At 69.7% G+C, this 23,408-nt stretch carries 19 protein-coding genes and 1 pseudogene; 15 read left to right on the top strand and 5 right to left on the bottom strand.

Annotation, left to right across the window (positions count from 1 at the left end; genetic code table 11):
* Positions 1-219: 219 nt before the first annotated feature.
* From LBW94_RS32810 to LBW94_RS32845, 8 genes are all read left to right on the top strand, one after another.
* Entirely contained in the window at positions 220-663 is a 444-nt protein-coding gene (locus tag LBW94_RS32810; RefSeq protein ID WP_225062602.1) for a GyrI-like domain-containing protein, read from the top strand.
* On the top strand, positions 660-1,100 hold the full coding sequence (locus LBW94_RS32815) for an effector binding domain-containing protein (RefSeq protein ID WP_225062601.1): 441 nt from the start codon (positions 660-662) through the stop codon (positions 1,098-1,100). The genes LBW94_RS32810 and LBW94_RS32815 overlap by 4 nt, the downstream gene beginning before the upstream one ends.
* A gap of 250 nt (positions 1,101-1,350) precedes the next feature.
* Positions 1,351-2,094 (top strand): hypothetical protein, encoded by a 744-nt coding sequence (locus LBW94_RS32820; RefSeq protein ID WP_225062600.1) that lies wholly within the window; start codon positions 1,351-1,353, stop codon positions 2,092-2,094.
* A gap of 1 nt (position 2,095) precedes the next feature.
* On the top strand, positions 2,096-4,249 hold the full coding sequence (locus tag LBW94_RS32825) for an Rv1355c family protein (RefSeq protein WP_225062599.1): 2,154 nt from the start codon (positions 2,096-2,098) through the stop codon (positions 4,247-4,249).
* 43 nt (positions 4,250-4,292) lie between these two features.
* On the top strand, positions 4,293-6,125 hold the full coding sequence (locus tag LBW94_RS32830) for a putative bifunctional diguanylate cyclase/phosphodiesterase (protein WP_225062598.1): 1,833 nt from the start codon (positions 4,293-4,295) through the stop codon (positions 6,123-6,125).
* A gap of 154 nt (positions 6,126-6,279) precedes the next feature.
* A complete protein-coding gene (locus LBW94_RS32835) occupies positions 6,280-7,410 on the top strand; it encodes a glycosyltransferase (protein ID WP_225062597.1) in 1,131 nt (376 codons plus the stop codon).
* Between the two features lie 234 nt (positions 7,411-7,644).
* The gene (locus LBW94_RS32840; protein ID WP_225062606.1) at positions 7,645-8,508 is read left to right on the top strand and encodes an SDR family oxidoreductase; all 864 of its coding nucleotides are present in this window, start codon (positions 7,645-7,647) and stop codon (positions 8,506-8,508) included.
* 222 nt (positions 8,509-8,730) lie between these two features.
* On the top strand, positions 8,731-9,033 hold the full coding sequence (locus tag LBW94_RS32845) for a hypothetical protein (protein WP_225062596.1): 303 nt from the start codon (positions 8,731-8,733) through the stop codon (positions 9,031-9,033).
* 82 nt (positions 9,034-9,115) lie between these two features.
* Here LBW94_RS32845 and rsmI read toward each other — a convergent pair whose 3' ends face one another.
* Positions 9,116-9,958, bottom strand: coding sequence for a 16S rRNA (cytidine(1402)-2'-O)-methyltransferase (gene rsmI, locus LBW94_RS32850; RefSeq protein WP_225062595.1), 843 nt, complete (start codon positions 9,956-9,958; stop codon positions 9,116-9,118).
* Between the two features lie 382 nt (positions 9,959-10,340).
* On the opposite strand from rsmI, the gene LBW94_RS32855 reads away from it, so the two are divergent.
* Positions 10,341-11,927 carry a dolichyl-phosphate-mannose--protein mannosyltransferase gene (locus LBW94_RS32855; protein ID WP_225062594.1) on the top strand — a complete coding sequence of 529 codons (1,587 nt, stop codon included), beginning with the start codon at positions 10,341-10,343 and terminating at the stop codon, positions 11,925-11,927.
* Here LBW94_RS32855 and LBW94_RS32860 read toward each other — a convergent pair whose 3' ends face one another.
* Complete coding sequence (locus LBW94_RS32860; RefSeq protein WP_225062593.1) at positions 11,928-12,290, bottom strand: GntR family transcriptional regulator; 363 nt, start codon at positions 12,288-12,290, stop codon at positions 11,928-11,930.
* 4 nt (positions 12,291-12,294) lie between these two features.
* Positions 12,295-13,524, bottom strand: coding sequence for an arginine deiminase (locus tag LBW94_RS32865; protein ID WP_225062592.1), 1,230 nt, complete (start codon positions 13,522-13,524; stop codon positions 12,295-12,297).
* 286 nt (positions 13,525-13,810) lie between these two features.
* Between LBW94_RS32865 and soxR the strand changes: the two are divergent.
* A pseudogene (gene soxR, locus LBW94_RS32870) lies at positions 13,811-14,272 on the top strand (redox-sensitive transcriptional activator SoxR); the annotation flags it as partial.
* A 945-nt stretch (positions 14,273-15,217) separates the two neighbouring features.
* On the opposite strand, the gene metG reads toward soxR, so the two are convergent.
* A complete protein-coding gene (metG, locus tag LBW94_RS32875) occupies positions 15,218-16,768 on the bottom strand; it encodes a methionine--tRNA ligase (RefSeq protein ID WP_225062521.1) in 1,551 nt (516 codons plus the stop codon).
* Between the two features lie 58 nt (positions 16,769-16,826).
* On the opposite strand from metG, the gene LBW94_RS32880 reads away from it, so the two are divergent.
* Both LBW94_RS32880 and LBW94_RS32885 read left to right on the top strand, forming a co-directional pair.
* Complete coding sequence (locus tag LBW94_RS32880) at positions 16,827-17,654, top strand: TatD family hydrolase (protein ID WP_225062522.1); 828 nt, start codon at positions 16,827-16,829, stop codon at positions 17,652-17,654.
* A 184-nt stretch (positions 17,655-17,838) separates the two neighbouring features.
* A complete protein-coding gene (locus LBW94_RS32885) occupies positions 17,839-18,966 on the top strand; it encodes a resuscitation-promoting factor (RefSeq protein WP_225062523.1) in 1,128 nt (375 codons plus the stop codon).
* 84 nt (positions 18,967-19,050) lie between these two features.
* Here LBW94_RS32885 and LBW94_RS32890 read toward each other — a convergent pair whose 3' ends face one another.
* Positions 19,051-19,812 carry an SDR family NAD(P)-dependent oxidoreductase gene (locus tag LBW94_RS32890; RefSeq protein WP_225062524.1) on the bottom strand — a complete coding sequence of 254 codons (762 nt, stop codon included), beginning with the start codon at positions 19,810-19,812 and terminating at the stop codon, positions 19,051-19,053.
* 171 nt (positions 19,813-19,983) lie between these two features.
* On the opposite strand from LBW94_RS32890, the gene LBW94_RS32895 reads away from it, so the two are divergent.
* From LBW94_RS32895 to rsmA, 3 genes are all read left to right on the top strand, one after another.
* Positions 19,984-21,144, top strand: a complete 1,161-nt coding sequence (locus LBW94_RS32895) for a lipase family protein (RefSeq protein WP_225062525.1) — start codon at positions 19,984-19,986, stop codon at positions 21,142-21,144.
* Between the two features lie 164 nt (positions 21,145-21,308).
* A complete protein-coding gene (locus tag LBW94_RS32900; RefSeq protein WP_225062526.1) occupies positions 21,309-22,475 on the top strand; it encodes a lipase family protein in 1,167 nt (388 codons plus the stop codon).
* Positions 22,476-22,517: 42 nt separating this feature from the next.
* Entirely contained in the window at positions 22,518-23,408 is an 891-nt protein-coding gene (gene rsmA, locus LBW94_RS32905; protein ID WP_225062527.1) for a 16S rRNA (adenine(1518)-N(6)/adenine(1519)-N(6))-dimethyltransferase RsmA, read from the top strand.

The following is a 23,408-nucleotide window of genomic DNA, read 5'->3' on the forward strand; positions in this document are numbered from 1 at the left end:
ACCATGAGCGGGTAGCTGGTTGACGTTTGCCGCTTGTCCGCTCGAGAGGTTTCCGGTGCGTCTGGGCAGGGCGGTGGGGGCGGGGTCGATCGGGCCTGCGGTTGTCGGTCATGCCGATCGGCACGGGTTGGTAGCATGGCGGTTCCGGCCGGACGGCGGCGGGCGAGGTGGCGACGCGTTGCGCGCAGCCGACCACGATTCGTGCGAGAGAGTCCTTCCATGCAGTTCGAGATCATCGAGCGAGACGAGACGTGGGTCGCCGGACTGCCGGTGCGGAGCCCCAAGCGCCCGCTCGGGGAGCTGCGGGACCACGATCTCGAGGCGGCCTGGGCGGCGGTGCTGCACCAGGAGCTGGGCGGGCCGCTGGCCACCGCCTATACCGACTGGTCAGCCGACCTGGCCACCTATAACACGCAGATCGTGGGGTACGAGTGCGGGTCTTTCGGTGACGTCACGCGCGGGCACATCGTGGCGCGGTTACCGAAGGGGACGTATGCCCGGTTCTCTGCGGTCGGGAACTTTCCGGAGATCATGACGGACCTGTGGACCCAGATCTCCTACGCCGAACATCACCGGCAGATCCGGCGGACCTTCACCGGCGACTTCGAGTTCTATCCGCACGCCTACCGGATCGACCTGTATCTGGCGGTCGAGCCGCGATGACCTACTCGATCATGGTGCGCGGCGAGGCCGTCTACGGCGGTCTGGTGGTGCCTCGGGGGCGGCCCACCTTCAAGGTCAGCAACAGTGAGCTGATCGAATTCCTGCGCGACCGGCTGCGCGACCGTGATGGCGGCGAGTCGGCCCGCGCGCTCTACACCGTGTACGTCCCCGATCCGGCGGGCAACTACAACGTGCTGATCGGGTACGACTACCCCTCACCGGACACCGTGCCGGTCGGCGATGTGCTGACCCGGGTGCCGAAGGGGGTCTACGCCCGCTTCGAGCCCAACGGCGACTACCACGATCCGGTGGAGGACGTCTGGGCTCAGGTCGACGATGCGACCGCGTCCGCCGAGATCACCCGCGCCTACCGCGAGGAAATCGAGATCTGGCGGGGCGTCTCGCACCTGGAGTTGCTGATCTCCATTCTCATTTAGGTAGCCCCCCGGTAACCATGCTGGAACCAACTGGTCTTAATATTCTGTCCGGTTGCGGCTGGCCGCGCCGTGGTCTTGCTGAAATTTGCGCCCGCGGGCAAGGTTTCGGAAGATTTGCCGGACATCTGGTCAACTCCAGCGGAATGGCGGATACTGCCTAGGCGACCCGTATACGAACTCGGCCCTCTCGGTCGGTCGGCCCGGGTCCGGGCGGGCATGTGCCCGCGTGAGTTACAGAGTAGGAATCATCATGACTGTCGATACGATGGCGGTCGGCCCGGCGGCGAACCCCGGTGGAGGGGCGAGCAGCTTCCGGGATTCGCAGTCGGAAAGCATCTTTCACGTCGGAACCGTCGACTCCCGCCCGGATCTGTGGGCCGGATATCTCGACGGTGCGCTGCGCGCTTATCGGCACTACGGTGTGGAGCGCGCACTGGACATCGAACACACGCGCGAGGGTGGCACCACCTCGTTGTTCTTCACGGCCGTGGACGCCGCCGGCGACGTCGTCGCGGGTGTCCGGATGCAGGGCCCGTATCTCGAGCTGGGCGAGGTCGATTCGCTGCGACCATGGGCGGACCGCCACGGCGGCGCCTACCTGCGGCGGGTGGTCGAGGAACGGATCCGGCTCGGCATGGTCGAGGCGCGCGGCGCCTGGGTCGCCCGCGATCATCCGCACCGCCGCGCCCTGGCCGCGGCCGTGTCGCGCTGTATCGCGCACGGCCCGTTGCTGTTCGGCGTGCCGTACGGCTTCTGCACGGTGGCCTCGTTCACGCTGGACCGGCACCGCGCCGCCGGTGGGGTGGCGATGGCCGAGGTGCCCGCGGTCGCCTATCCCGACGAGCGCTACCGCACCGTCCCGGTGTTGTGGGACGCGCAGTCGTATCGCGCCTACGCCACCGCCGCCCAGTACGCGCTGCTGCGGGCCGAATGGCGGGAGCTGGGGCTGCAATACGACGAATACGACCCCTTCGAGGTCGGAGGTCGTTCCTGAGATGGCCACCCCACCCCACCGGTACGCGGAGTACCGGCCCTCGATCCTGAACGAAACCTCCCCCGAGGACGCCCGGGTGCTCGCGGAGCTGCGGGCCCGCCCCGATGTCGAGGTCGCCGACCTGCGGCCGGGCCTGCGGGCCGAACTCGCGCGCATCGCGGCACGTTCGGGCCACGTCCCGGTCGACGAGACCGGGCGCTGGGTCTACTACCCGTGGCGCCGGCGGCTGGTCGCCCTGCTGGCGGCGCCGGATTTCCATGCGGTCCGGCTCGATCGCAACCGCAACAAGCTCACGGTGACCGAGCAGCAACGGCTGCGGACGCTGTCGATCGGCGTGGTCGGCCAGAGCGTCGGCCACGCCGTGGCCTACGCGCTGGCCCTGGAGGGGGTTTGCGGGCGGTTGCGCCTGGCGGATTTCGATGACATCGAATTGTCCAATTTGAATCGAATTCCCGCGACCGTCTTCGACATCGGGCTCAACAAGGCCGTGGTGGCGGCCCGCCGAATTGCCGAACTCGACCCGTATCTCCCGGTGGAGATATTCGAGGCCGGGGTGGACGAGTCGACCGTGGACGAGTTCGTCGACGGATTGTCCGTTCTGGTCGAGGAATGTGATTCGCTGGATATCAAGGTGCTGGTCCGGGAAAGCGCGCGGCGACATCGCATTCCGGTCCTGATGGACACCAGCGACCGCGGTCTGCTCGACATCGAGCGGTTCGATCTGGAGCCGGATCGGTTGCCGCTGCACGGTTTGCTGGGTGACGTCTCGGCGGCCGATCTGCGCGGACTGACCAGCCGGGACAAGGCGCCCTACGTCGTGCGCATCCTCGACCCCACGGAGATCTCCGCGCGGATGGGCGCCAGCATGGCCGAGGTCGACCGGACCATGCTGAGCTGGCCGCAACTGGGCAGTGAGGTGCTGGCCGGTAGCGGCAACGTCGTGCATGCCGTCCGGCGGATCGGACTCGGCGGCAAGTTGCCCTCCGGGCGGGTCCGCATCGACGTGGAACAGGCCCTCGACGGGACCGCCGAGCCCGCCGGACTCGCCGCGCCCGAGGCGCTCGACACCGTCGCCGCGGAGCCGGCGGCGGACACCCCGCCGGACCGCGTCCTGGCCTGCGCGCAGCGCGCGCCCTCCGGCGGCAACGTGCAGCCCTGGTCGCTGCGCCTCGCGGACGGCGAACTGACCGTCGAGCTGGACCCGGCGCTGTCGGTGACGATGGACGTCGGATACCGCGGCAGTGCGGTGGCCGTCGGCGCCGCCCTCTACAACGCGCGGGTCGCGGCCGCCGCGCACGGATTGCTCGGCGCGCACCGGCTGGTCACCACCGCCGGGGCGCCGCTGACCGCGACGTTGCGGTTCGGCGTCGGCGACGATCCGGACCTGGCCGCCGACTATCCGGGCGCACTGCTCCGCGAGACCAACCGGCAGCCGGGGACCGGCGAGGACCTGCGACCGGGGGCGCTCGCGGAGCTGGCCGCCGCCGCGGCCGCCGAGGGCGGGGGAGTGCGCGCGCTGACCGGCCGGGCCGAGATCGCCGCCGCCGCGGAACTGCTGGCCGAATCGGATCGGATCCGCTATCTCACCCCGCTGCTGCACGAACAGATGTTCGCGGAGATGCGCTGGCCCGAGGACGACCTGCGGACCGGCATCGACGTCCGCAGCCTGGAGCTGGCTCCCGACGAACAGGCCGCACTGGAGCTGAGCAAACGTTCGGACATCCTCGCCGAACTGCGGGCCTGGGGTGCCGGTACGGCCCTGGGCGACTACACCCGCGACCGGATGGCATCCGCCGCCGCGATCCTCGCCGTCACCGTCGAGATCCCGGCGCCGACCGGGGATACGGAGTCGGATCTGATCGGCTACGCGCGGGCCGGGGCGGCCGTGCAGCGGCTGTGGATCGCGGCCGGTCGGCTGGGTCTGGCGGTGCAGCCGATGTCGCCGGTGTTCCTGTATGCGCGACGCCCCAGCGAACTGACCGCGATCTCGCCGGACTTCGCCGCTACACTGGCCTCACTTCAGTGGCGTTTCAACGATCTACTGGGAGTGCCCGAGCATGAGACCATGGCATTGGTGCTTCGCCTGAGCTACACGGCAGCAGCTGCTTCCGTCCGTAGCCTGCGGCGTCCGCGGTTGTGGCACCACGGCAGCTAGCGTGATCGGAGACAGAGTGCCTCGGCGTACGCTCGATTCACTGGTGACGGAGGTCGCCTCCGAGCTCATGGGAGTCGACGCCTCCACCATGGTCGGGGCCACCGAACGGGTGCTGGCCCTGCTGATCGAGTACTTCGACGTCGACTTCAGCTATCTGCGGCACACCGACCGGGATCGGCGGGCGACCGAACTGGTCGCGGAGTGGCCGCACCGCGTCGACGTCCCGGATCCCGATCCGTTGCAGACCATCTATTTCGAGGAGGCCGATTCGGTCTTCCGGGCGCTCGAGCACACCACCGAGCCGTTCCTGGTCACTTCGGCCGACACCGACTACCAGGAGACGATCCGGCAGGCCACCGGCATCCCGAACGTGGTGTCGGCGGTGGTGCCGCTGCTGTCGCGCGGCGAGTCCACCGGCGTGCTCGGCTTCATCAAGGCCGGTGACCGGGCCTGGAGCACCCGCGAGCTCAACGTGCTCAAGGCGATCGCGGCGCTGTTCGCCCAGTTGCAGGCCCGCGTGGTGGCCGAGGAGCGGCTGCGCTACATCGCCATGCACGACGATCTGACCGGCCTGGCGAACCGGCGGGCGCTGCTCCAGTACATGGAGGCCCGGCTCGATCCGGGCAGTCCCGGGCCGGTGGCCGCGTTCTTCCTCGACCTGGACCGGTTGAAGGCGCTCAACGACTTCCTCGGCCACACCGCCGGCGACAACTTCATCCGCACCCTGTCGGCGCGGTTGCGGGAACATCTCGATCCCAACGACATGATCGCGCGACTCGGTGGTGACGAGTTCGTGATCGTGCCCGCGAAACCGATGGACGCCGTCGCCGCCGAGCTGGAGGCGACCCGGATGCAGCAGCTGATCGGGCGGCGGGTCACCGTCGGCGGCGAGTCGGTGAGTCGCGGCGCCAGCATCGGCGTGGCGGTCGGCATCCCGGGGGAGACCACCGTCGCCGACGTGCTGCGCCGGGCCGACCACGCGCTGTTGTCGGCCAAGTCACGCGGCGGCAACGGGGTCGCGGTGTTCACCGACGCCATGCGCGCGGAGTTCGAGTTGCAGGACGACGTCGAGCTGAACCTGCGCGGCGCGGTCGCCGACGGCTCCCTGGTGCTGCACTACCAGCCGGAGGTGGATCTACGGACCGGCCGGATCGTCGCGCTGGAGGCGCTGGTGCGCTGGCAGCACCCGACCCGCGGGCTGTTGCCGCCGGGAGCGTTCGTGCAGGTCGCGGAGGCCACCAATCTGGCCGGTGAGCTCGGCCGCTGGGTGATCCGCACCGCCTGCGCGCAGTTCGCGCAGTGGCGGCGGCACGGGCTGGCGGCCAATGTGGTGATCCGGATCAACGTGTCGCCGGTGCAACTGGTCAGCCTCGATTTCGTGGAGAACATCGAGGACATCCTGCGGCGGCACGACATCGACGGCAGTTCGGTGTGCCTGGAGATCACCGAGCACGTGGTGGTGCAGGATCTGGCCCGGACCAAGGTGACGTTGCGCGGGCTGAAGCGGATGGGTGTGCAGATCGCCATCGACGATTTCGGCACCGGATACAGCTCGCTGTCGCATCTGAAGGCGCTGCCGGTGGACGCGGTGAAGATCGATCGCGGTTTCGTGCAGCGCCTGGGCGCCAATCCGGACGATCTTGCGATCGTGAAATCCATTGTGGGACTTGCCGGTTCGTTCGGGCTCGGGGTGGTGGGCGAGGGGGTGGAGACCGCCGTCGCGGCCCGCACCCTGGTCGGGCTGGGTTGTTATCGGGCACAGGGCTTCCTGATCGCCCGGCCGATGCCCGCCGACGAGGTCGAGACCCATCTGTCCGCCGGGCGCATCCCGCTGGACCTGGAGTTGCCCGGGATGTCGCGGGCGCCGAAGGTATAGACCTCCTCCGTCGGTGCGGTATAGACCTCCTCCGTCGGTGCGGTATAGATCTTCTCCGTCGGTGCGGTGCAGATCTTCTCCGTCGGTGAGCTTTCCCTCGGAATTCATGCCGCGTTGACCCGGTGGGTTCGGTTGCCTTGCACCATTCGTGCGTGTGCGCATCGTGCAGCTCGCGAATTTCTACGGTCCGCGCTCGGGCGGACTCCGCACCGCGCTGCACCATCTCGGCTCGGGATACGCCGCGGCCGGGCACGAGGTGGTGTTGATCGTTCCGGGCGCCAGACGTTCGGAGCAGGTGCTCGACAGCGGGGTGGTGCGGATCACCGTGCCCGCCGTCGCCATTCCCGGGACCGGCGGTTATCGGGCCGCGAATCCGCGACGGGTGGCCGACGTGCTGTCCGGGCTGCGGCCGGACGTGCTGGAGGTGTCGGATCGGCTGACGCTGCGCGGTTTCGGGCGCTGGGCCCGGCAGCGGGACGTGGCCGGGGTGATGATCTCGCACGAGCGGCTGGACCGGCTGCTGGGGCAGGTGCTGCCCGGCCCGCTGGCCCGGCGTGCCGCCGACGCGGCCAATCGCCGCACCGCCGCCGACTACGACATCGTCGTCTGCACCACGGAGTTCGCGCGGGAGGAGTTCCAGCGCATCGATGCCCCGAACGCGGCGCTGGTGCCGCTCGGGGTGGATCTCGACATGTTCAACCCGCATCGCCGCGACGGGTCGCTGCGCGCCGAACTCGGTGGCGCCGAACATCCGCTGCTGGTGCACTGCGGCCGGTTGTCGGTGGAGAAGCGGGTCGATCGCAGCATCGAGGCGCTGGACACGCTGCTCCACGACGGGGTGTCCGCGCGCCTGATCGTGGTCGGCGACGGGCCGCGGCGGGAGGCGCTGCAACGCCGGGCCCGCGCGCTGCCGTCGTTGCCGGGTGGGCGGCCGGCGGTGCACTTCACCGGTTTCGTGGCCGATCGGACCGCGCTGGCGACCCTGCTGGCCAGCGCGGACGTCTCGCTGGCCCCCGGACCGCACGAGACCTTCGGGCTGGCGGCGCTGGAGGCGCTGGCCGCGGGCACCCCGGTGGTGGCCAGCCGGTCGTCGGCGCTGGCGACCATGGTGACCGCCGACTGCGGCGCGGTGGCCGACAACCATCCGGCCTCCTTCGCACAGGCGGTGACCGAGGTGCTCGCCCTGAATCCGGACCGGCGCCGGCACGCCGCCCGCAGCCGGGCCGAGCAGTTCCCCTGGCCCGCGGCGGTCGCGCGGATGCTGGCGGTATTGGATCGCGGCTGAGCGGGCCCGCGGAGGTGGTGCCGCCGTGCCCACGCGGCCGGTTGTGCCCGAGCGAGGCTGTGACCTCGCTCGCAGCGCAGCTGCGCCATCGCGCGAAGTGCCTGTGTGATGCCATCGGCTTCGGGCCGTGCGGACGGCTCAGGCCGTATGCTGCTGGGCAGCAGTGGAAATCCGTCCGGCGACATCGGCAGTGCCGTATCGGCCCCCGGCGCCGCCACGACCCCCGAGGAACGCGTGCGTGATCGCTTGAAATCCGTCAGCGGCAAGAAAACCCTCGTCACCGGCGCGGCCAGCGGTATCGGGCAGGCCACCGCCCGCGCCGCCGCGCGGCGAGGAGCCGAGTTGGTGCTGACCGATATCGACGCCGAGGGCCTCGCCGGCACCGTGGCGTCGATCGAGGGCGCGGGCGGCAAGGTACTGGCCCAGCGCGCGCTCGACATCACCGACTACGACGCGGTCACCGCCTTCGCCGAGGAGGTGCACGCCGGGCACGGCAGCCTCGATGTGGTGATGAACGTCGCCGGTGTGTCGGCCTGGGGCACGGTCGAGAATCTCGAGCACCGGCACTGGCGGCAGATGATCGACGTGAACCTGATGGGCCCGATCCACGTCATCGAGAACTTCGTGCCGCCGATGACCCGCGCCGGGCGCGGCGGGGCGCTGGTGAACGTGTCCTCGGCGGCCGGGCTGCTCGCACTGCCCTGGCACGCGGCCTACAGCGCCAGCAAGTTCGGGCTGCGCGGCGTGTCCGAGGTGCTGCGCTTCGACCTGGCCCGGCACGGGATCACCGTGCACCTGGTGGTGCCCGGTGCGGTGAACACCCCCCTGGTACAGACGGTCGAGATCGCCGGGGTGGACCGCGACGATCCCCGGGTACAGCGCTGGGCGCGGCGCTTCGCGGCACACGCCACCGCCCCCGAAGAAGTCGCCGAGGCGATCCTGCGCGGTATCGAGCGCAACCGCTTCCTGATCCACACCTCGTTCGACGTCCGCGCCGGCTACTGGTTCTCGCGCAAGTTCGCGCTGCCCTACGAATACGCCATGCGCAAGGCCAACGACCGCTTCTACTACAGCCTGGGCGACGGCCGCCGCCGCTGAGTCCGGTTGCGCCGCTGGTCGGTAGCGGCCGCGGCGGCGTGGCGGCAGCGGGCTGGGGCCGTCAGGCGCGATCGACGGGCCGTGAGTGGTGGTACAGCAGCGGTGCGGCTCGGTGGCCGCCGTCTTCGCCGCTGCTGACCTGCGGCCGGTCAGGGGTGTCATTCGTGGCGCGTAAGGTCGGATTCGGCTCGATTCGATCATGATTTGCGGGAGGTTTTTCAGATGGCTCGGATTCCCACGTCGCTGCTGGTTGCCGGTGGACTCACCGGTGGTTTCGCGCTCGCGCAGGCGACGAAGAAGCGGCAGCTCGGCGGCGTGGTCTTCACCGCCGCGATCGGTGCGGCCGTGCCGCGCTGGCGCAAGGTGGCCGGGGTCGGTGGCGCGGTGGCGCTGACCGGATTGTCGGCCGGGGCGATGGGTGCCTCGCATCCGCTGGCGAAGAAGATCGGCGCGTGGCCGTCGGTGATCGCGGTGTCCGCCGCCGCCGCTGCCGCGTCGTGGGCGCTGGTGGATCGCCGGGCCTGATCGGCCCGGCCTGCTTGTGCGGTCCGGGTGGTAGCCCGCCCGCACTGTCGGCCGGTCCGGGTGGGTACGCCGGGCGGCAACGTCAGTCGGTGCGGGCGGCCAGCACGGCGTCGTAGAGTTCGCGGCGGGAGGCGCCGGTGTCGGCGGAGATCTGGGCGCAGGCGTCCTTGAGGCGGATGCCGGTGGCCACCAGCGCCTCGACCTCGTCGACCAGGCCGGCCGGGTCGGCGGAGCGGGGAGCCGCGCCCGCCAGGACCACGGTGATCTCGCCGCGGGCGCCGGTGACGGCCCAGTCGGCCAGTTCGGCGAGGGTACCGCGGACGACCTCCTCGTAGGTCTTGGTCAGTTCGCGGCAGACCGCCGCGCGGCGGTCGCCGCCGAGGACCGCGGTGGCGTCGGCGAGGCAGTCGGCCAGCCGGTGTGGGGCCTCGAAGAAGACGACCGCGCGCGGCTCGGTGGTCAAGGTGCGGAACCACTCCCGGCGCTGGCCGGACTTGCGGGGGGCGAAGCCGTCGAAGCAGAAGCGTTCCATCGGCAGGCCGGACAGCGCCAGCGCGGTGGTCACCGCCGACGGGCCGGGCAGGCAGGTGATCGGCAGGTCGCGTTCCACACAGGCCGCGACCATCCGATAGCCGGGGTCGCTCACCGAGGGCATGCCGGCGTCGGTGACCAGCAAGACCGTGTGACCGGCCTCGATCTCGTCCAGCAGCTGGGGGATGCGGGCGGTCTCGACATGGTCGTAGAAGCTCACCACCCGGCCGGTGATGGTGATGTCCAGCGCCTTCGCCAGGGAACGGGTGCGGCGGGTGTCCTCGGCGGCGATCACCTCGGCGGTGGCCAGGGCGTCGCGCAGGCGCTGCGAGGCGTCGCCGACATCGCCCATCGGGGTCGCCGCCAGCACCAGCCGGCCGCCGTCCTCGCTCATCGCGCTCCCGTCATTCACAGTCGTCGGCCGCGCCTCGGCCGACACCCATCACAGCACGGTCCGGTTCCGCGGCTGCGCGCGCAGGCTCCGGCAGTGCGGCTCAAGATCTCGGAGTGCTGCTCCGGTCCGGTGATCGAGCCCGTCGCAATGGCCGGCCCCGGATGCGATCGGTCAGCAGCGGGCAGGCGTTTCCGGTGCACGATGTCCGGCAGGACCTGTCGGGTTTCCCGTCCGGTTCGGCCCGGTCCGTCCGAGGCGGTGGCGCTCGGGACCTCGGAACGTGGCCTGGTCCGGCGGCCTCGGTGCGTGTGGCGGGCAGGTGGCGGCAGCATTGCTGTCCTGATGCGGCACGGTCCGGTCGGGACGACATACGATCGGGGGCGTGACCCAGCTGACCGACGTGCGGCCGCCGATCGGCGCGGGCCCGGCCTTGTCCAGTCCGGCGCCGCTGCGCCCCACCCTCGACTTCGGGCCCACCGATCGGTTGCGGGGCTGGCTGGTCACCGCATTTCTCACCGCGATCGCGGCGGTCACCCGGTTCACCAACCTGAACTATCCGACCGATGCCGACACGCCCGTCTTCGACGAGAAGCACTATGCGCCGCAGGCGTGGCAGTTGCTGCACGGCGGTGGCGTGGAGGACAACCCCGGGTACGGGCTGGTGGTGCATCCGCCGGTGGGCAAGCAGATGATCGCCCTCGGGGAGGCGATGTTCCATTACACGCCGCTGGGCTGGCGGTTCACGGCGGCGGTGTCGGGGTGCCTGATCATCCTGCTGGTCATCCGGATCACGCGGCGGATGACCCGGTCGACCCTGCTGGGCGGGGCCGCCGGGATCCTGCTCATCGCCGACGGCACGACCTTCGTCTCGTCGCGGATCGGGATGCTGGACATCTTCCAGGCATTGTTCGTGCTCGGTGCGTTCGGCTGTCTGATCGTCGACCGCGACGAGGTCCTGGGACGGATGGCCCGGGTGTACGCCGAGGGGCGGGCCACGCTGAGCCCGTACGGGCCGCGGCTGGGGGTGCGCTGGTGGCGGTTCGGGGCCGGGCTGCTGCTGGGGCTGTCCTGCGGGACCAAGTGGTCCGGCATGTACTTCATCGCGTTCTTCGGGCTGATGTCGGTGGCGTTCGACGTCGCCGCGCGGCGGCGGTACCGGGTGCCGCAGCCGTGGGCGGGCACGTTGATGCGCGATGTCGGGCCCGCGTTGTACGCGCTGGTCGCGATACCGCTGCTGGTGTACCTGGCCACCTACGCCGGCTGGTTCGCCAGCGAGGACGGGTACGACCGGTATTCGGTGGGCAATGCGGTCGGGGCCGGGGGGACCTGGTCGTGGGTGCCGGACGCGTTGCGCTCGCTGTGGCACAACCAGGGCGAATCGTTGAAATTCCACGAGGGGCTCACCAATTCGGCGGGCAACCATCATCCGTGGGAGTCGAAGCCGTGGTCGTGGCCGATGAGTCTGCGGCCGATGCTCTACTACTACGCCGACACCGGGTCCACCGGCTGCGGTAAGCAGGTGTGCGTCAAGGCGGTGATGCTGATCGGCACGCCAGCCATCTGGTGGTTGTCGCTGCCGATGCTGGTCTGGGGGATCTGGCGGGTCGCGACCCGCCGCGACTGGCGGTACGCCGCGATGCTGGTCGGCTACGGTGCCGGATTGCTGCCGTGGTTCCTGACCCTGGATCGGCAGATGTACTACTTCTACTCGGTCCCGATGGCGCCGTTCCTGGTGATGGGCCTGGCGCTGGTGCTCGGCGACATCCTGGGCCCGGCGCCGATCCTGCGCATACCCGGCGGGCATCGCTTCCTGGTGGCCAGCGAGCGGCAGAGTCTGGGGCTGCTGCTGGTCTGCCTGTATCTGGCGCTGGTGATCGCGAACTTCATCTGGCTGTGGCCGATTCTGACGGCCCTGCCGATCACCACCGAGAGCTGGCACAACCATCTGTGGCTGCCGAGCTGGAAGTGACTACTCCCGCAACGCCAGCCGGAGATAGTGCAGTGCGGCCTCGTCGTCCAGGCCGAGCCGCCGCATCACCGCCACATACTCCGTGGCCGCGCGACCGGCGGCGTCCCGGGTCGGATCGCCGGTGGAGGCGATGAAGGAGCCGAGCCGGCCGCGGGTCTCCAGCACCCCGTCCTGCTCCAATTCGCGATAGGCGCGCGCGACGGTGTTGGGGGCCAGGCCGAGCTGGGCCGCCAGCCCGCGCACGGTGGGGATCTTGGTGCCGGCGGTCAGCTCGCCGGACCGGACCCGGGCCATGATGCCCTGCCGCAGCTGTTCGTACGGCGGGACCGCCGCATTGTTGTGGTCGACCGGAATGTCCAGCATCACCTCATACCTCGTCGCGCAGCAACGGACAGGACAGGCAGCGCGGCCCGCCCCGGCCGGAGCCGAGTTCGGAGCCGGGGATCGTCAGTACTTCGATACCCGCATCGGACAGGCGCGCATTCGTGTTCTCGTTGCGTTCGTAGGCAACGACCACGCCCGGCGCCAGCGCCAGGGTGTTGTTGCCGTCGTCCCACTGCTCCCGTTCGGCGGTGACGCGGTCGCGGCCGGTGTCGAAGACCCGCAACCGATCGATGCCCATCGCCTGCGCCGCGGCCGGCAGGAACGGGTCCGGCCCGCGCATACCGACCGTACCGTCCTCCTCCTTGCGGATGGTGAAGGCGTGCAGCGAGTCCTGGACCGCGGGATACATCACCACCGCGTCGGCGGCGACCATGGTGCACACCGTGTCCAGGTGCATCGTCGCGCGATTCTGGGCGATCGGGACGACCAGGACGGTGTGCGCGAGATTGTCCTCGAAGAGGCTGCGGGCCAGCGCCTCGGCGCCGGCCGGGGAGGTGCGCTCACCCACACCGACGGCCACCACGCCGGGGGCGAGCAGCAGCACGTCGCCGCCCTCCATCGGCGCGGTATGCGATTCGTAGGCCCGCCGCACCCCGCGGAAGCGCGGGTGGAAGGCATACACCAGATCGGTGAGCGAGGTTTCCCGCGCCCGGGCCGGCAGCGCCAGCGAGGTGATCGCCACCTTGGGGCCCACCCAGAACGAGGAATCGCGGGTGAACAGGAGATTCGGCAGTGGGTCGATGACGAAATCGGTACCGTGGTGCATGCGCCGGACCAGTGACGTGCCGTCGGAACCGAACGGGAGTTCGTCGAACGTCATGCCGGCCATCAGGATTCCGGCCAGTTCGGGCGCCGGGACACCGCGCAGGTGGGTCTTCAGATCGCTGGCGAGGGCATGGCCGATGCGGCGGGCGTCGACGGCCGCGGTGATCCCCATGCTGCGCCCGGCCCCGCTGGCGGCCAGGGTCTCGACCAGCAGATCCTCCAGCAGCAGCACCTCGACCCCGCGGCCGCGCAGCACCCCGGCGAAGGTGTCGTGCTCCTGCTGGGCCCGCTCCACCCAGGGGATGGCGTCGAAAAGCAACTGGTCGTTGTTACGCGGGGTGAGCCGGCGCAGCTCGTCACCGGGCCGATGCAACAGCACCGTGCGCAGCGCGCCGACCTCGGATGTCACGGAAAACGGTCGCGCCGTCGGCACAGCCTTCGTTTCCATGATCCTGACCGTACTGGCACAGAGCCGCATTGGCACGAAATTGACCGCGTGCGGGAACCGTGCACGGTTCCCGCACGTTGTGCATTGTGAACAGGGCCCGACCAGCGCGAGTGCACAGGAATGTCACAGCTTGTCCGAAACGCCCGGCCGACCAGGAAACCTCGAGTAATATCGAGGTTATGTCGAGAGGTCAGAGCGGGGTCCGGCCAACGGCGGGCGGTCCCCTTCGAGCGGAGCGAAGCCCCGGACCTTCCCGGGTGGAGCACCGCCGAGCGGAGCGAGGCCATTGACGCATTCGCAGCCGTGGCAGGCGAAGGAACTCACCCCCGGACAGCTGTCCGAGCGCAGCGGGGTGGCCGTGTCCGCCTTGCACTTCTACGAGCGCGAGGGCCTCATCACCAGTCGCCGCACCAGCGGTAACCAGCGACGATACGCCCGCGAGACACTACGGCGGGTGGCATTCATCCGAATCTCGCAACGCGTAGGCATCCCCCTCGCCGAGATCCGCAAGGCCCTGGAGACCCTCCCCGAAGGCCGCACCCCCAACCGCAAGGACTGGGAGCGCCTGTCCACCACGTGGCGCGAGGACCTGGACCAACGCATAGAACAACTGACCCGCCTCCGCGACAGCCTCACCGGCTGCATCGGCTGCGGCTGCCTCTCCCTGGCCAGCTGCCGCCTGGTGAACGCCCACGACCACCTGGGCGACGAGGGCCCCGGCGCCCGAGTCCTGGACGTGAACCTCAACTGCGCCAAACCCGACTGCTCCCCCGACGAGCACACCTCCCCGGAACCCGCACCCCCCACGAACATCCCACCCCCACCCCTCCCCCCATCCCCACAGCTGACCTGCACAGCCGACAACATCACCCCCCAGTGCCACCCCGCCCCGTTCACCAATTCGCAGCCCTGACGCGCACGGCCCAACCATCCAGCCTGCTCACCATCCCAAAGACCCACCCCGCAAGCCCTTTCCCGGCTCACCCTCCAACTCGGTCACCAACCCACAGGCCGGAACCCCAATTCGTTGCGCCTCCCTACGGACCTGCGTCACCACAATGCAGGCCCGCCACCCACGTCACCCCGATTCGCGGTCACCAACTCGCAGGCCGGACATCCCAGTTCGTTGCCCACCCCACCTCCGAGCCCGTGCCACCAGCAGACAGCCCCGACACCCGGCCCACCCCGGTTCGCGGTCACCAACAGCAGGCCGGACACCCCAATCCGCTGCCCACCTCCCCATCGACCCGGTCACCCCCGAGCAGGCCCGGACCCTCGAGTTCTCTTCCCGCCCCAGCTCTCCAACGCGGTCACCCCCGAGCAGCCCCGGACCCTCGAGTTCTCTTCCCACCGCACCCTCCAACCCGGTCACCCCCGAGCAGGCCCGGACCCTCGAGTTTCTTTTCCCACCTCACCCTCCACCGCGGTCACCAACAAGCAGGCCCGGCATTCGGCCCGCCCGCTGAGGGCCCGGTCACCACCGAGTAGGCATACCCCGAATGTTCTCGGCCCGTCTCGATTCTGGACTGACGGAGCGGGGGAGCGAAGCGGAGGAGCGGAGGAGGGAAGAATCGAGACTCAGGGGCCGAGAACCCGCCGCAGCGAAGCGGAGGCCAAAAACACAGCCGGTCACCACCAAGACGGCCAAACCCTCATCCGCAACCAGACGCACTCCCGACCCGAACCCCGAAACTCAGCTCTTCGGCTCCAGATACTTCGGAAACACCACCTCAGGTTCCGGCAACACAGTCCCCGCCACCAGCGGCGTACCGATATCCGCAAACGTCCGCCCGCTCAACCCCAGCAGATCCAAAATCTTCCCCGCAGACCCCGGCATCACCGGCTGAGCCAGAATCGACACGATCCGCAACACCTCGAGGGTGACATACAAAACCGTCCCCTCCCGCTCCACCTCACCGGCCTTGGCCAGCGCCCAAGGCTGCTGCGCCGAGAAGTACCGATTCGTCTCACCCAGCGTCAACCAGATCGCCTCCAACGCCAGATGCATCTGCTGCTGGTCGAATTCGGCCCGACACCGATCCAGCAACCCCCGAGCCCGATCGAGCAACTCCGTATCGTCATCGGTGAACAAACCAGGCGTAGGCACCAAGGACCCGAAATCCCGAGCGACCATCTTCAGGCTGCGCTGCACCAGGTTCCCGTACTCATTGGCCAGATCACTGTTGATCCGCCCCACGATCGCCTCGTGACTGTACGACCCGTCCTGCCCATACGAGATCTCCCGCAACAGAAAGAACCGCACCGGATCCAGCCCATAAGCGTCGACCAGCGCCATCGGATCGACCACATTCCCGACCGACTTGGACATCTTCTCGCCCTTGTTGAACAGGAACCCGTGCACGAACACCCGTTTCGGCAGCGCCACCCCCGCCGACAACAGGAACGCCGGCCAGTACACGGTGTGGAACCGCGTGATGTCCTTCCCGATGATGTGCACATCCGCCGGCCAATACCGTTGGAACGCAGCCGAATCCAGATCCGGGAAGCCGACCCCGGTGAGATAGTTGGTGAGCGCGTCCACCCAGACGTACATCACGTGCGCGGGATCCTCCGGCACCGGCACCCCCCAGTCGAAGGTGGTGCGCGACACCGACAGATCCTTCAACCCCGCCTTCACATAGCTGACGATCTCGTTGCGCCGGGTGGCCGGCAGGATGAAGTCCGGCTGCGACTCGTACAGCGCCAGCAACTGGTCCTGATACTTCGACAGCCGGAAGAAGTAGTTGGACTCCTCGCTCCACTCCACCGGCGTGCGCGTCTCGGCGGCGACCCGGGTGCCGTCCTCCAGCACGCTGGTCTCCTCGGCGGTGTAGAAAGCCTCGTCCCGGATCGAGTACCAGCCCGAATAGGTGCCCAGGTAGATGTCCCCGGCCGCCATCATCTTCTCCCAGATGGCGACGCTGGCCCGGGTGTGGTCCTCGTCGGTGGTCCGGATGAACCGGTCGTAGGAGATGTCGAGCACCTTGTCCAGATGCTGGAACACGTCCGAATTACGCCGGGCCAGCTCCTCCACCGGGATGCCCTCGGTGGCGGCCGTCTGCTGCATCTTCTGACCGTGCTCGTCGGTGCCGGTCATGAAGAACACGTCGTACCCGTCGAGCCGCTTGAACCGGGCGAGCGCATCGGCGGAGATGTACTCGTAGGCATGCCCGATGTGCGGCACGCCGTTCGGGTAGGCGATGGCCGTGGTGATGTAGAAGGCGGGACGTTCGGCAGCAGTCATGATCCCACTACTGTAGTCGGCGTGCCTCGTACCGCTCGCGTGAATATCCTCCGACATCATGGCAGGTAAACGACCCGCGCCGGAGGCGCCGGAACCGCTGTCCCCGCTCGTCGACGCGCACACCCACCTGGACGCCTGCGGCGCCACCGACGCGGAATCCGTTGCCGCGATGCTGGATCGGGCCGCCGCCGTCGGAGTCGGCCGGGTGGTCACCATAGCCGACGATCTGGACGCCGCCCGGTTCGCGGTCCGGGCCGCGCACTGGGATCCGCGCGTGTACGCCGCCGTCGCGCTGCACCCGACCCGGGCCGACGCGCTGGACGACGCGGCCCGCGCCGAACTGGAGCAGTTGGCCGCCGACCCGCGCGTGGTGGCCGTCGGCGAGACCGGGCTGGACTACTACTGGCCCGGCAAGCTGGACGGCTGCGCCGCGGTGGAGGAGCAGGTCGAGGGTTTCCGCTGGCACATCGATCTGGCCAAACGCGTGGGCAAGCCGCTGATGATCCACAACCGCGACGCCGATTTCGACCTGCTGACGGTGCTGCTGGACGAGGGTGCGCCGGAAACGGTGATCTTCCACTGCTTCTCCTCCGACGCGACCATGGCGCTGGCCTGCGTGGAACAGGGCTATCTGCTGAGTTTCTCCGGCACGGTGAGCTTCAAGAACGCACACGAGTTGCACGAGGCCGCGAAGCTGGTGCCGGACGAGCTGATCCTGGTGGAGACCGACGCCCCCTTCCTCACCCCGCACCCCTTCCGCGGCGCCCCGAACGAGCCGTACTGCCTGCCCTACACCGTGCGCGCGCTGGCCGCGCTGCGTGATCGGGATCCGGCCGAACTGGCCGAGTCGCTCACCGCGAACGCCGAACGGGTGTACGGGCTCTAGCCGCCGTCCTTCCGCGCCCCGATCCGACATGCGGATCGGGGCGCGGTTCATTACGATGACCGCTGATCGTTATCGACTCGCGGTACCTCCATCGAATCGTTATGTGGAAACCGGCTGCTCCACGGCCTGTATTGCCGGGCCCCGACCCCCTCGTTATCGTGTTGTGACCATGTCGCCGTCCCGGATGTCGCCGCTAGAGCGGATCAACTCCACCCGGTCGCCGCTGCTGTACGCGGCGATCGCGGCATTGCTGCTGACCCTCATCGCGGGGGCGTCGCTGGCGATCGTCAGCAAGAAGACGGTGACCCTCGTCGTCGACGGTCAGAAGGTCACCCGGATCACCATGTCCGGCACCGTCCGTGGCGCGCTGAAGTCCGCGGGATTCGCCCTCACCTCACGGGACGCCGTCGTACCCGGCGGCGGTTCCGGGATCACCAACGGCGCCACCATCACCTTCAACCGGGCCCGTCAGGTGACGCTCACCGTCGACGGCAAGCGGCAGATGGTGTGGACCACGGCGTTCACCGTCGCCGACGCGCTCGCCCAGCTGAAGATCCCCGACGACGTGTTCACCTCGCCGTCGCGGCCGACGCCGCTGCCGTTGCAGGGCGCCTCGCTCGCGGTGACCAGCCCGCGCACGGTGCAACTGGCCGACAACGGCGGGGCGTTCGGCTACGTGCGGCTGGCCGCGCCCACCGTCGGCGAGCTGCTCACCGTCGAGGGGACGCCACTGATCAATCAGGATTCGGTGGTGCCCGCCGCGGACACGCCGCTCACCGAGGGGATGAAGATCACCGTCACCCGCAAGCGGGTGGAGAACCGGGTGGAGCGGGAGGCGCTGGATCCGCCGGAGAACGAGATCGACGATCCGGACCTGAACATGAGCCGTACCGTCGTCGAGAATCCCGGCGTAGCGGGCGTGCAGGACGTGACCTACGCGGTGTCGATCGTCAACGGCGACGAGGTCGGCAAGGATGTGGTCGGTAACAAGGTGATCGTGCCGGCCCAGGCCAAGACGGTTCGGCACGGCGCCAAACCGGGCACCGAGGTGCCGCCAGTGCGCGACGGCAACACCTGGGACGCGCTGGCGAGCTGCGAATCCGGTGGCAACTGGGGGATCAACACCGGCAACGGCTATTTCGGCGGGGTCCAGTTCGATCAGGGCACCTGGGAACGTCAGGGCGGCCTGCGCTACGCCCCGCGCGCCGACGAGGCGACCCGCGAGGAGCAGATCGCCATCGCCGAGGTGACCCGGTCCCGCCAGGGCTGGGGCGCCTGGCCGGCCTGCACCAGCCGCCTCGGCATCGGCTGATGCGCTGCCGCCTAGGCATCGGCTGATGCGCTGCCACGTCGGCATCGGCTGATGCGCTGCTGCACCGGTTTCGGCTGATACCGGTTACATCAGGGCGCCGCCGTCCACACGGATCTCGCTGCCGGTGATGTAGCGGCCGTCCTCGGAGGCGACCATCGCCACCACACCCGCGACATCGGCCGGATCGCCGAGCATGCCGCCGTCGATCCAGCCGGTCAGCCGGGCCATCAGGCCCCAGTCGGCGTCGGCGGGCAGGGCGAGGTTCGAGGTGATGCCGGTGCTGATGCCGCCGGGCACGATGTTCACCGCCCGCAGGCCCTGCTTCACGTACTCCAGCGCCAGCGAGTGGGTGAACGCGTTGATGCCGCCCTTGGAGGCGGAATAGGCCGCCATGTACGGGTTCGAGCCGAAGGCCGCGGTGGAGGAGAAGTTCACGATGACCGGATGGTCGGCCCGCAACAACGTGGGCAGCGCCGCCCGGCACATCAGGAAGGTCCCGGTCAGGTTGACGCCGATCACCTGATTCCACACCTCCAGCGACATCTCGTGGGTGTGCGCGGCGCGCATGATGCCGGCGGCGTTGACCAGCACATCCAATCCGCCCAGGTGGTCGGCGGCGGTGGCGCAGGCGGTCCGGGCGGAGGTCTGGTCGGCGATGTCCACCGGCACGGTCAGCAGCCGGTCGGCGTGGTCGGCCGCCGCCGCCGTGTCCTTCAGGCCCTGCTCGTCGATGTCGCCCGCGACCACCCGGGCGCCCTCCGCGAGCATGCGGAGCACGATGCCCCGGCCGATGCCCGACCCCGCACCCGTCACCAGTACCCGTCGTCCGTCGTGTCTGCCTTGCATCGGTCTGCCTCTTTCGTCGCCGCGACCCCTCCCAGAAAATTAGAACCAGTTTCAATTCTCGTCAACGACATCCCGCGTGCCATGCCGAATGCCTGCGGTTTCCCGGTATTTGCCCCCAAACCCCGATACGCTTCGCCCCGAGTTTGCCGCTCCGGTGAAACGAGGTGTTCGATGGGTAGATCGGGCAGGTGGAAGCGGAAGATCCTCACAGCAGCAACAGCAGCGGGTAGTGGACTGGCCGCGGTGGCGACACACACCATGGCCGCGCCACTGCCCGGCACCACCACGGCCGTGGTGGCGCAACCGGCCGGTTGGCACGGCATATCCAACGGTTCGATCATCGATTACTGGACGACCGCCTCGGACGGCGCCCTGCGACACGTCAGCGGCGCGCTGTTCGTGCCGTCCGGGAAGCCCCCGCCGGAGGGCTGGCCGATCATCGCCTACGACCACGGCACCACCGGACTCGGCGTCAACTGCGGCGGCATCACCAATCCGGTGTACGGGTCCGATCGCGAGGACGAGTTCCTGCGGTACTTCCTGGCCCACGGCTTCGCGGTGGTCGCGCCCGACTACGTCGGACTCGGGCGGTTCGCCACCGGTCCGCATCCGTATCTGGAAATTCGCTCGGAGGCGGCGGCCACCATCGATCTGGTCCGGGCCGCCCGCACCGCGAACCCGCGGCTGTCGCGCACCTGGGCGACGTTCGGGGCCTCGCAGGGCGGCCAGGCCGCGCTCGGCACGGCCTGGGTGCAGCAGACGGTCGCGCCCGATCTCGACTTCCGCGGTGCCGTCGCCGACGACCCGGAATCCGATGTGGAGAAGCTCATCGTCGCCATCGGCGGACCGCATGTGCCGGACATCCCGCTGCTCACCGGCCCCACCACCGGATTCGTCGCGATGATCCTGGCCGGATTGCGCGCCGCCCGGCCCGATCTGAACGTGAACGACTATCTGACCCCACTGGGCCGGGAACTGCTGGACGGGATCGGCGGGCTCTGCCTGCTCGACATCGCCGATCGCACCAAGGACATCAAGATCGGCACACTGCTGTCCCGGCCGCTCGGCGACGACGACTTCCGCAGCGCGATCGAGGAATACATGGAGGTGCCGACCTCCGGCTACGACGCGCCGGTGTTGTTGCTGCTCAACGCAACCGACACGATCGTCCCGTCGCCGCTGCACGCGGCGCTGGCCGCGCAGATGGTGCTCGGCGGGGTCCGTCCGCAGATCGTCGTCGGCGCCAACCGGCACACCCACCTGGACGACCGGATGTGGGCCGCGCTGGACGAGTTCCTCGACCGCATCGTGGCGACGCCGCCGCGGCCGTAGGGAGTGCGGGCCATCGTGGCGGTGTGCTCGTCGGGGTGCGGCCGGGATGCCCACGGGACACGCGAGTTTCGGACGGTGCTCGCGTCCCGGGCGCGAAAGTTCACGGAGTTCTCACGAATGCCCGCTACGCTGCGCCGGTTCGTCCGCGGTGAGTGAGGTGTTCGATGCAAATACCAGGCAAATGGCGATGGATCGCGGCCGCGGCGGTGGTCGCGGCGGGCGTGGGACTGGCAGGTCCGGACGGACCGGCGGTGGCCGCGCCGATCGCGGGTACGGCGACGGCGATCGTCCCGCAGGCCGACGACTGGCACGGCCTGCCCGGCGGTTCGATCATCGACTACTGGACGACCACCGGGGACGGGAAACCGGTGCAGGCCAGTGGCGCCCTGTTCCTTCCGGCGGGTCCGGCGCCGGCGGGCGGCTGGCCGATCGCGGCCTACGACCACGGCACCTCCGGCATGGGGCAGAACTGCGGCGGCATCACCACCGTGCGGCGCGGGCAGGGCCTTCAGGACACCTTCCTCCAGCGCCTGCTGGCCCAGGGCTTCGCCGTCGTCGCGCCGGACTATCTGGGGCTCGGGCGTTTCGACACCGGCCCGCACCCCTATCTGGAGTTGCGGACCGAGGCGACGGCCACCATCGATCTGCTGCGGGCGGCGCGGTCCACCCATCCGGAGCTGTCGCGCACCTGGATGGTGTTCGGCGGGTCGCAGGGCGGGCAGGCGGCGCTCGGCACGGCGCACCTCCAGCAGAGCACCGCACCCGATCTCGACTTCCGCGGCGTGGTCGCCATCGACCCGGAATCGGATGTCGAGAAGCTGCTCACCGTCCTCGGCCCGGATATCCCGGACATTCCGGATATCCCGATGGTCAGCGGACCCGCCACGGCCCTGGTCGCGATGATGCTGGAGGGAATTCGCAGCAGTCACCCGGAGGCGGGCCTCGACGACTATCTGACCCCCCACGGCCGCGCGGTGCTCGATTCGATCGGCGGGCTGTGCCTGGGGCAGATCGGCGCCCGGACCGCCGGTCTGCAACCGCGCGACCTGTTCGCCCGGCCCCTGCGCGACGCCCGGATCGCGGCCACGATCACCTCCTACATGGCCGTTCCGACCACCGATTACCGGCAACCGGTGCTGTTGTTCCTGAACGTCACCGACCCCGTCGTGCCCTCGCCGCTGCACGCGCTGCTGGCCGCCGAGCTGACGGCCGGGCAGGTGAACTTCCGGGTGGTGCCCGGCACCGGCGAGCACACCCAGATGAACCCGCAGATGTGGGCCGCGCTGGACGATTTCCTCACCACGGTCCGGACCACGCCCGCCACCGCGTGACCGGCGGCCGGGTACCGCCCGGTGCTTGATACCTTGTCGGGCGTGCCCGAATCCGTCGTCACCGCCCGCGGCCAGGCCGAACTGCTCGGCCCGGCCGAGGTCCGGACCCTGTCCGAGCGGTTCGGGGTGCGCCCGACCAAACAGCTCGGCCAGAACTTCGTGCACGACGCCAACACCGTGCGGCGGATCGTGGCGAGCGCCGGCGTCGGCCGCGCGGACACCGTGCTGGAGGTGGGCCCCGGTCTGGGCTCGCTGACCCTGGCGCTGCTGGACGTCGTCGACCGGGTGGTCGCGGTCGAGATCGACCCGGTGCTGGCCGGGCACCTGCCACAGACGGTCGCCGATCGCGCCCCCGGGCTGGCCGAGCGGCTGAGCGTGGTGGAGGCCGACGCGCTGCGGGTCCGTGCCGCGGACCTGCCCGCCGCCCCGACCGCGCTGGTGGCGAACCTGCCCTACAACGTGGCGGTCCCGGTGCTGCTGCACCTGCTGGCCGAACTGCCGAGTCTCACCACCGCAGTGGTGATGGTGCAGGCCGAGGTCGCGGACCGGTTGTCCGCGAGCCCCGGTTCCCGGATCTACGGCGTGCCGAGCGTGAAGGCCGGATTCTTCGGCACCGTCCGCCGCGCCGGGGCTGTCGGCCGTCAGGTGTTCTGGCCTGTACCGCAGGTGGAGTCCGGCCTGGTCCGCATCGACCGCTACCCCGACCCGCCCTGGTCCCTGGACGCCGACCACCGGGGGCGGGTCTTCGCGGCGGTCGACGCCGCCTTCGCGCAGCGTCGCAAGACCCTGCGCGCGGCCCTGGCCGGTTGGGCAGGCTCACCCGCCGCCGCGGAACAACGCCTGATCGCCGCCGGCATCGACCCCACCGCCCGCGGCGAAACCCTCGACACCGCCGCCTTCGTCCGCCTCGCCGCCCAAGGCGCCCGCGCCTGA

The organism is Nocardia sp. alder85J (assembly GCF_020176955.2).
Taxonomy (GTDB): Bacteria; Actinomycetota; Actinomycetes; order Mycobacteriales; family Mycobacteriaceae; genus Nocardia.

Coding starts and splice junctions, on each gene's coding strand:
- LBW94_RS32815 (WP_225062601.1), top strand. CDS start 660: ATGACCTACTCGATCATGGTGCGCGGCGAGGCCGTCTACGGCGGTCTG.
- LBW94_RS32890 (WP_225062524.1), bottom strand. CDS start 19,812: ATGCAAGGCAGACACGACGGACGACGGGTACTGGTGACGGGTGCGGGG.
- LBW94_RS32810 (WP_225062602.1), top strand. CDS start 220: ATGCAGTTCGAGATCATCGAGCGAGACGAGACGTGGGTCGCCGGACTG.
- LBW94_RS32865 (WP_225062592.1), bottom strand. CDS start 13,524: ATGGAAACGAAGGCTGTGCCGACGGCGCGACCGTTTTCCGTGACATCC.
- LBW94_RS32845 (WP_225062596.1), top strand. CDS start 8,731: ATGGCTCGGATTCCCACGTCGCTGCTGGTTGCCGGTGGACTCACCGGT.
- LBW94_RS32880 (WP_225062522.1), top strand. CDS start 16,827: ATGGCAGGTAAACGACCCGCGCCGGAGGCGCCGGAACCGCTGTCCCCG.
- LBW94_RS32895 (WP_225062525.1), top strand. CDS start 19,984: ATGGGTAGATCGGGCAGGTGGAAGCGGAAGATCCTCACAGCAGCAACA.
- LBW94_RS32825 (WP_225062599.1), top strand. CDS start 2,096: ATGGCCACCCCACCCCACCGGTACGCGGAGTACCGGCCCTCGATCCTG.
- LBW94_RS32885 (WP_225062523.1), top strand. CDS start 17,839: ATGTCGCCGCTAGAGCGGATCAACTCCACCCGGTCGCCGCTGCTGTAC.
- metG (WP_225062521.1), bottom strand. CDS start 16,768: ATGACTGCTGCCGAACGTCCCGCCTTCTACATCACCACGGCCATCGCC.
- LBW94_RS32900 (WP_225062526.1), top strand. CDS start 21,309: ATGCAAATACCAGGCAAATGGCGATGGATCGCGGCCGCGGCGGTGGTC.
- LBW94_RS32820 (WP_225062600.1), top strand. CDS start 1,351: ATGACTGTCGATACGATGGCGGTCGGCCCGGCGGCGAACCCCGGTGGA.
- LBW94_RS32860 (WP_225062593.1), bottom strand. CDS start 12,290: ATGCTGGACATTCCGGTCGACCACAACAATGCGGCGGTCCCGCCGTAC.
- rsmI (WP_225062595.1), bottom strand. CDS start 9,958: ATGAGCGAGGACGGCGGCCGGCTGGTGCTGGCGGCGACCCCGATGGGC.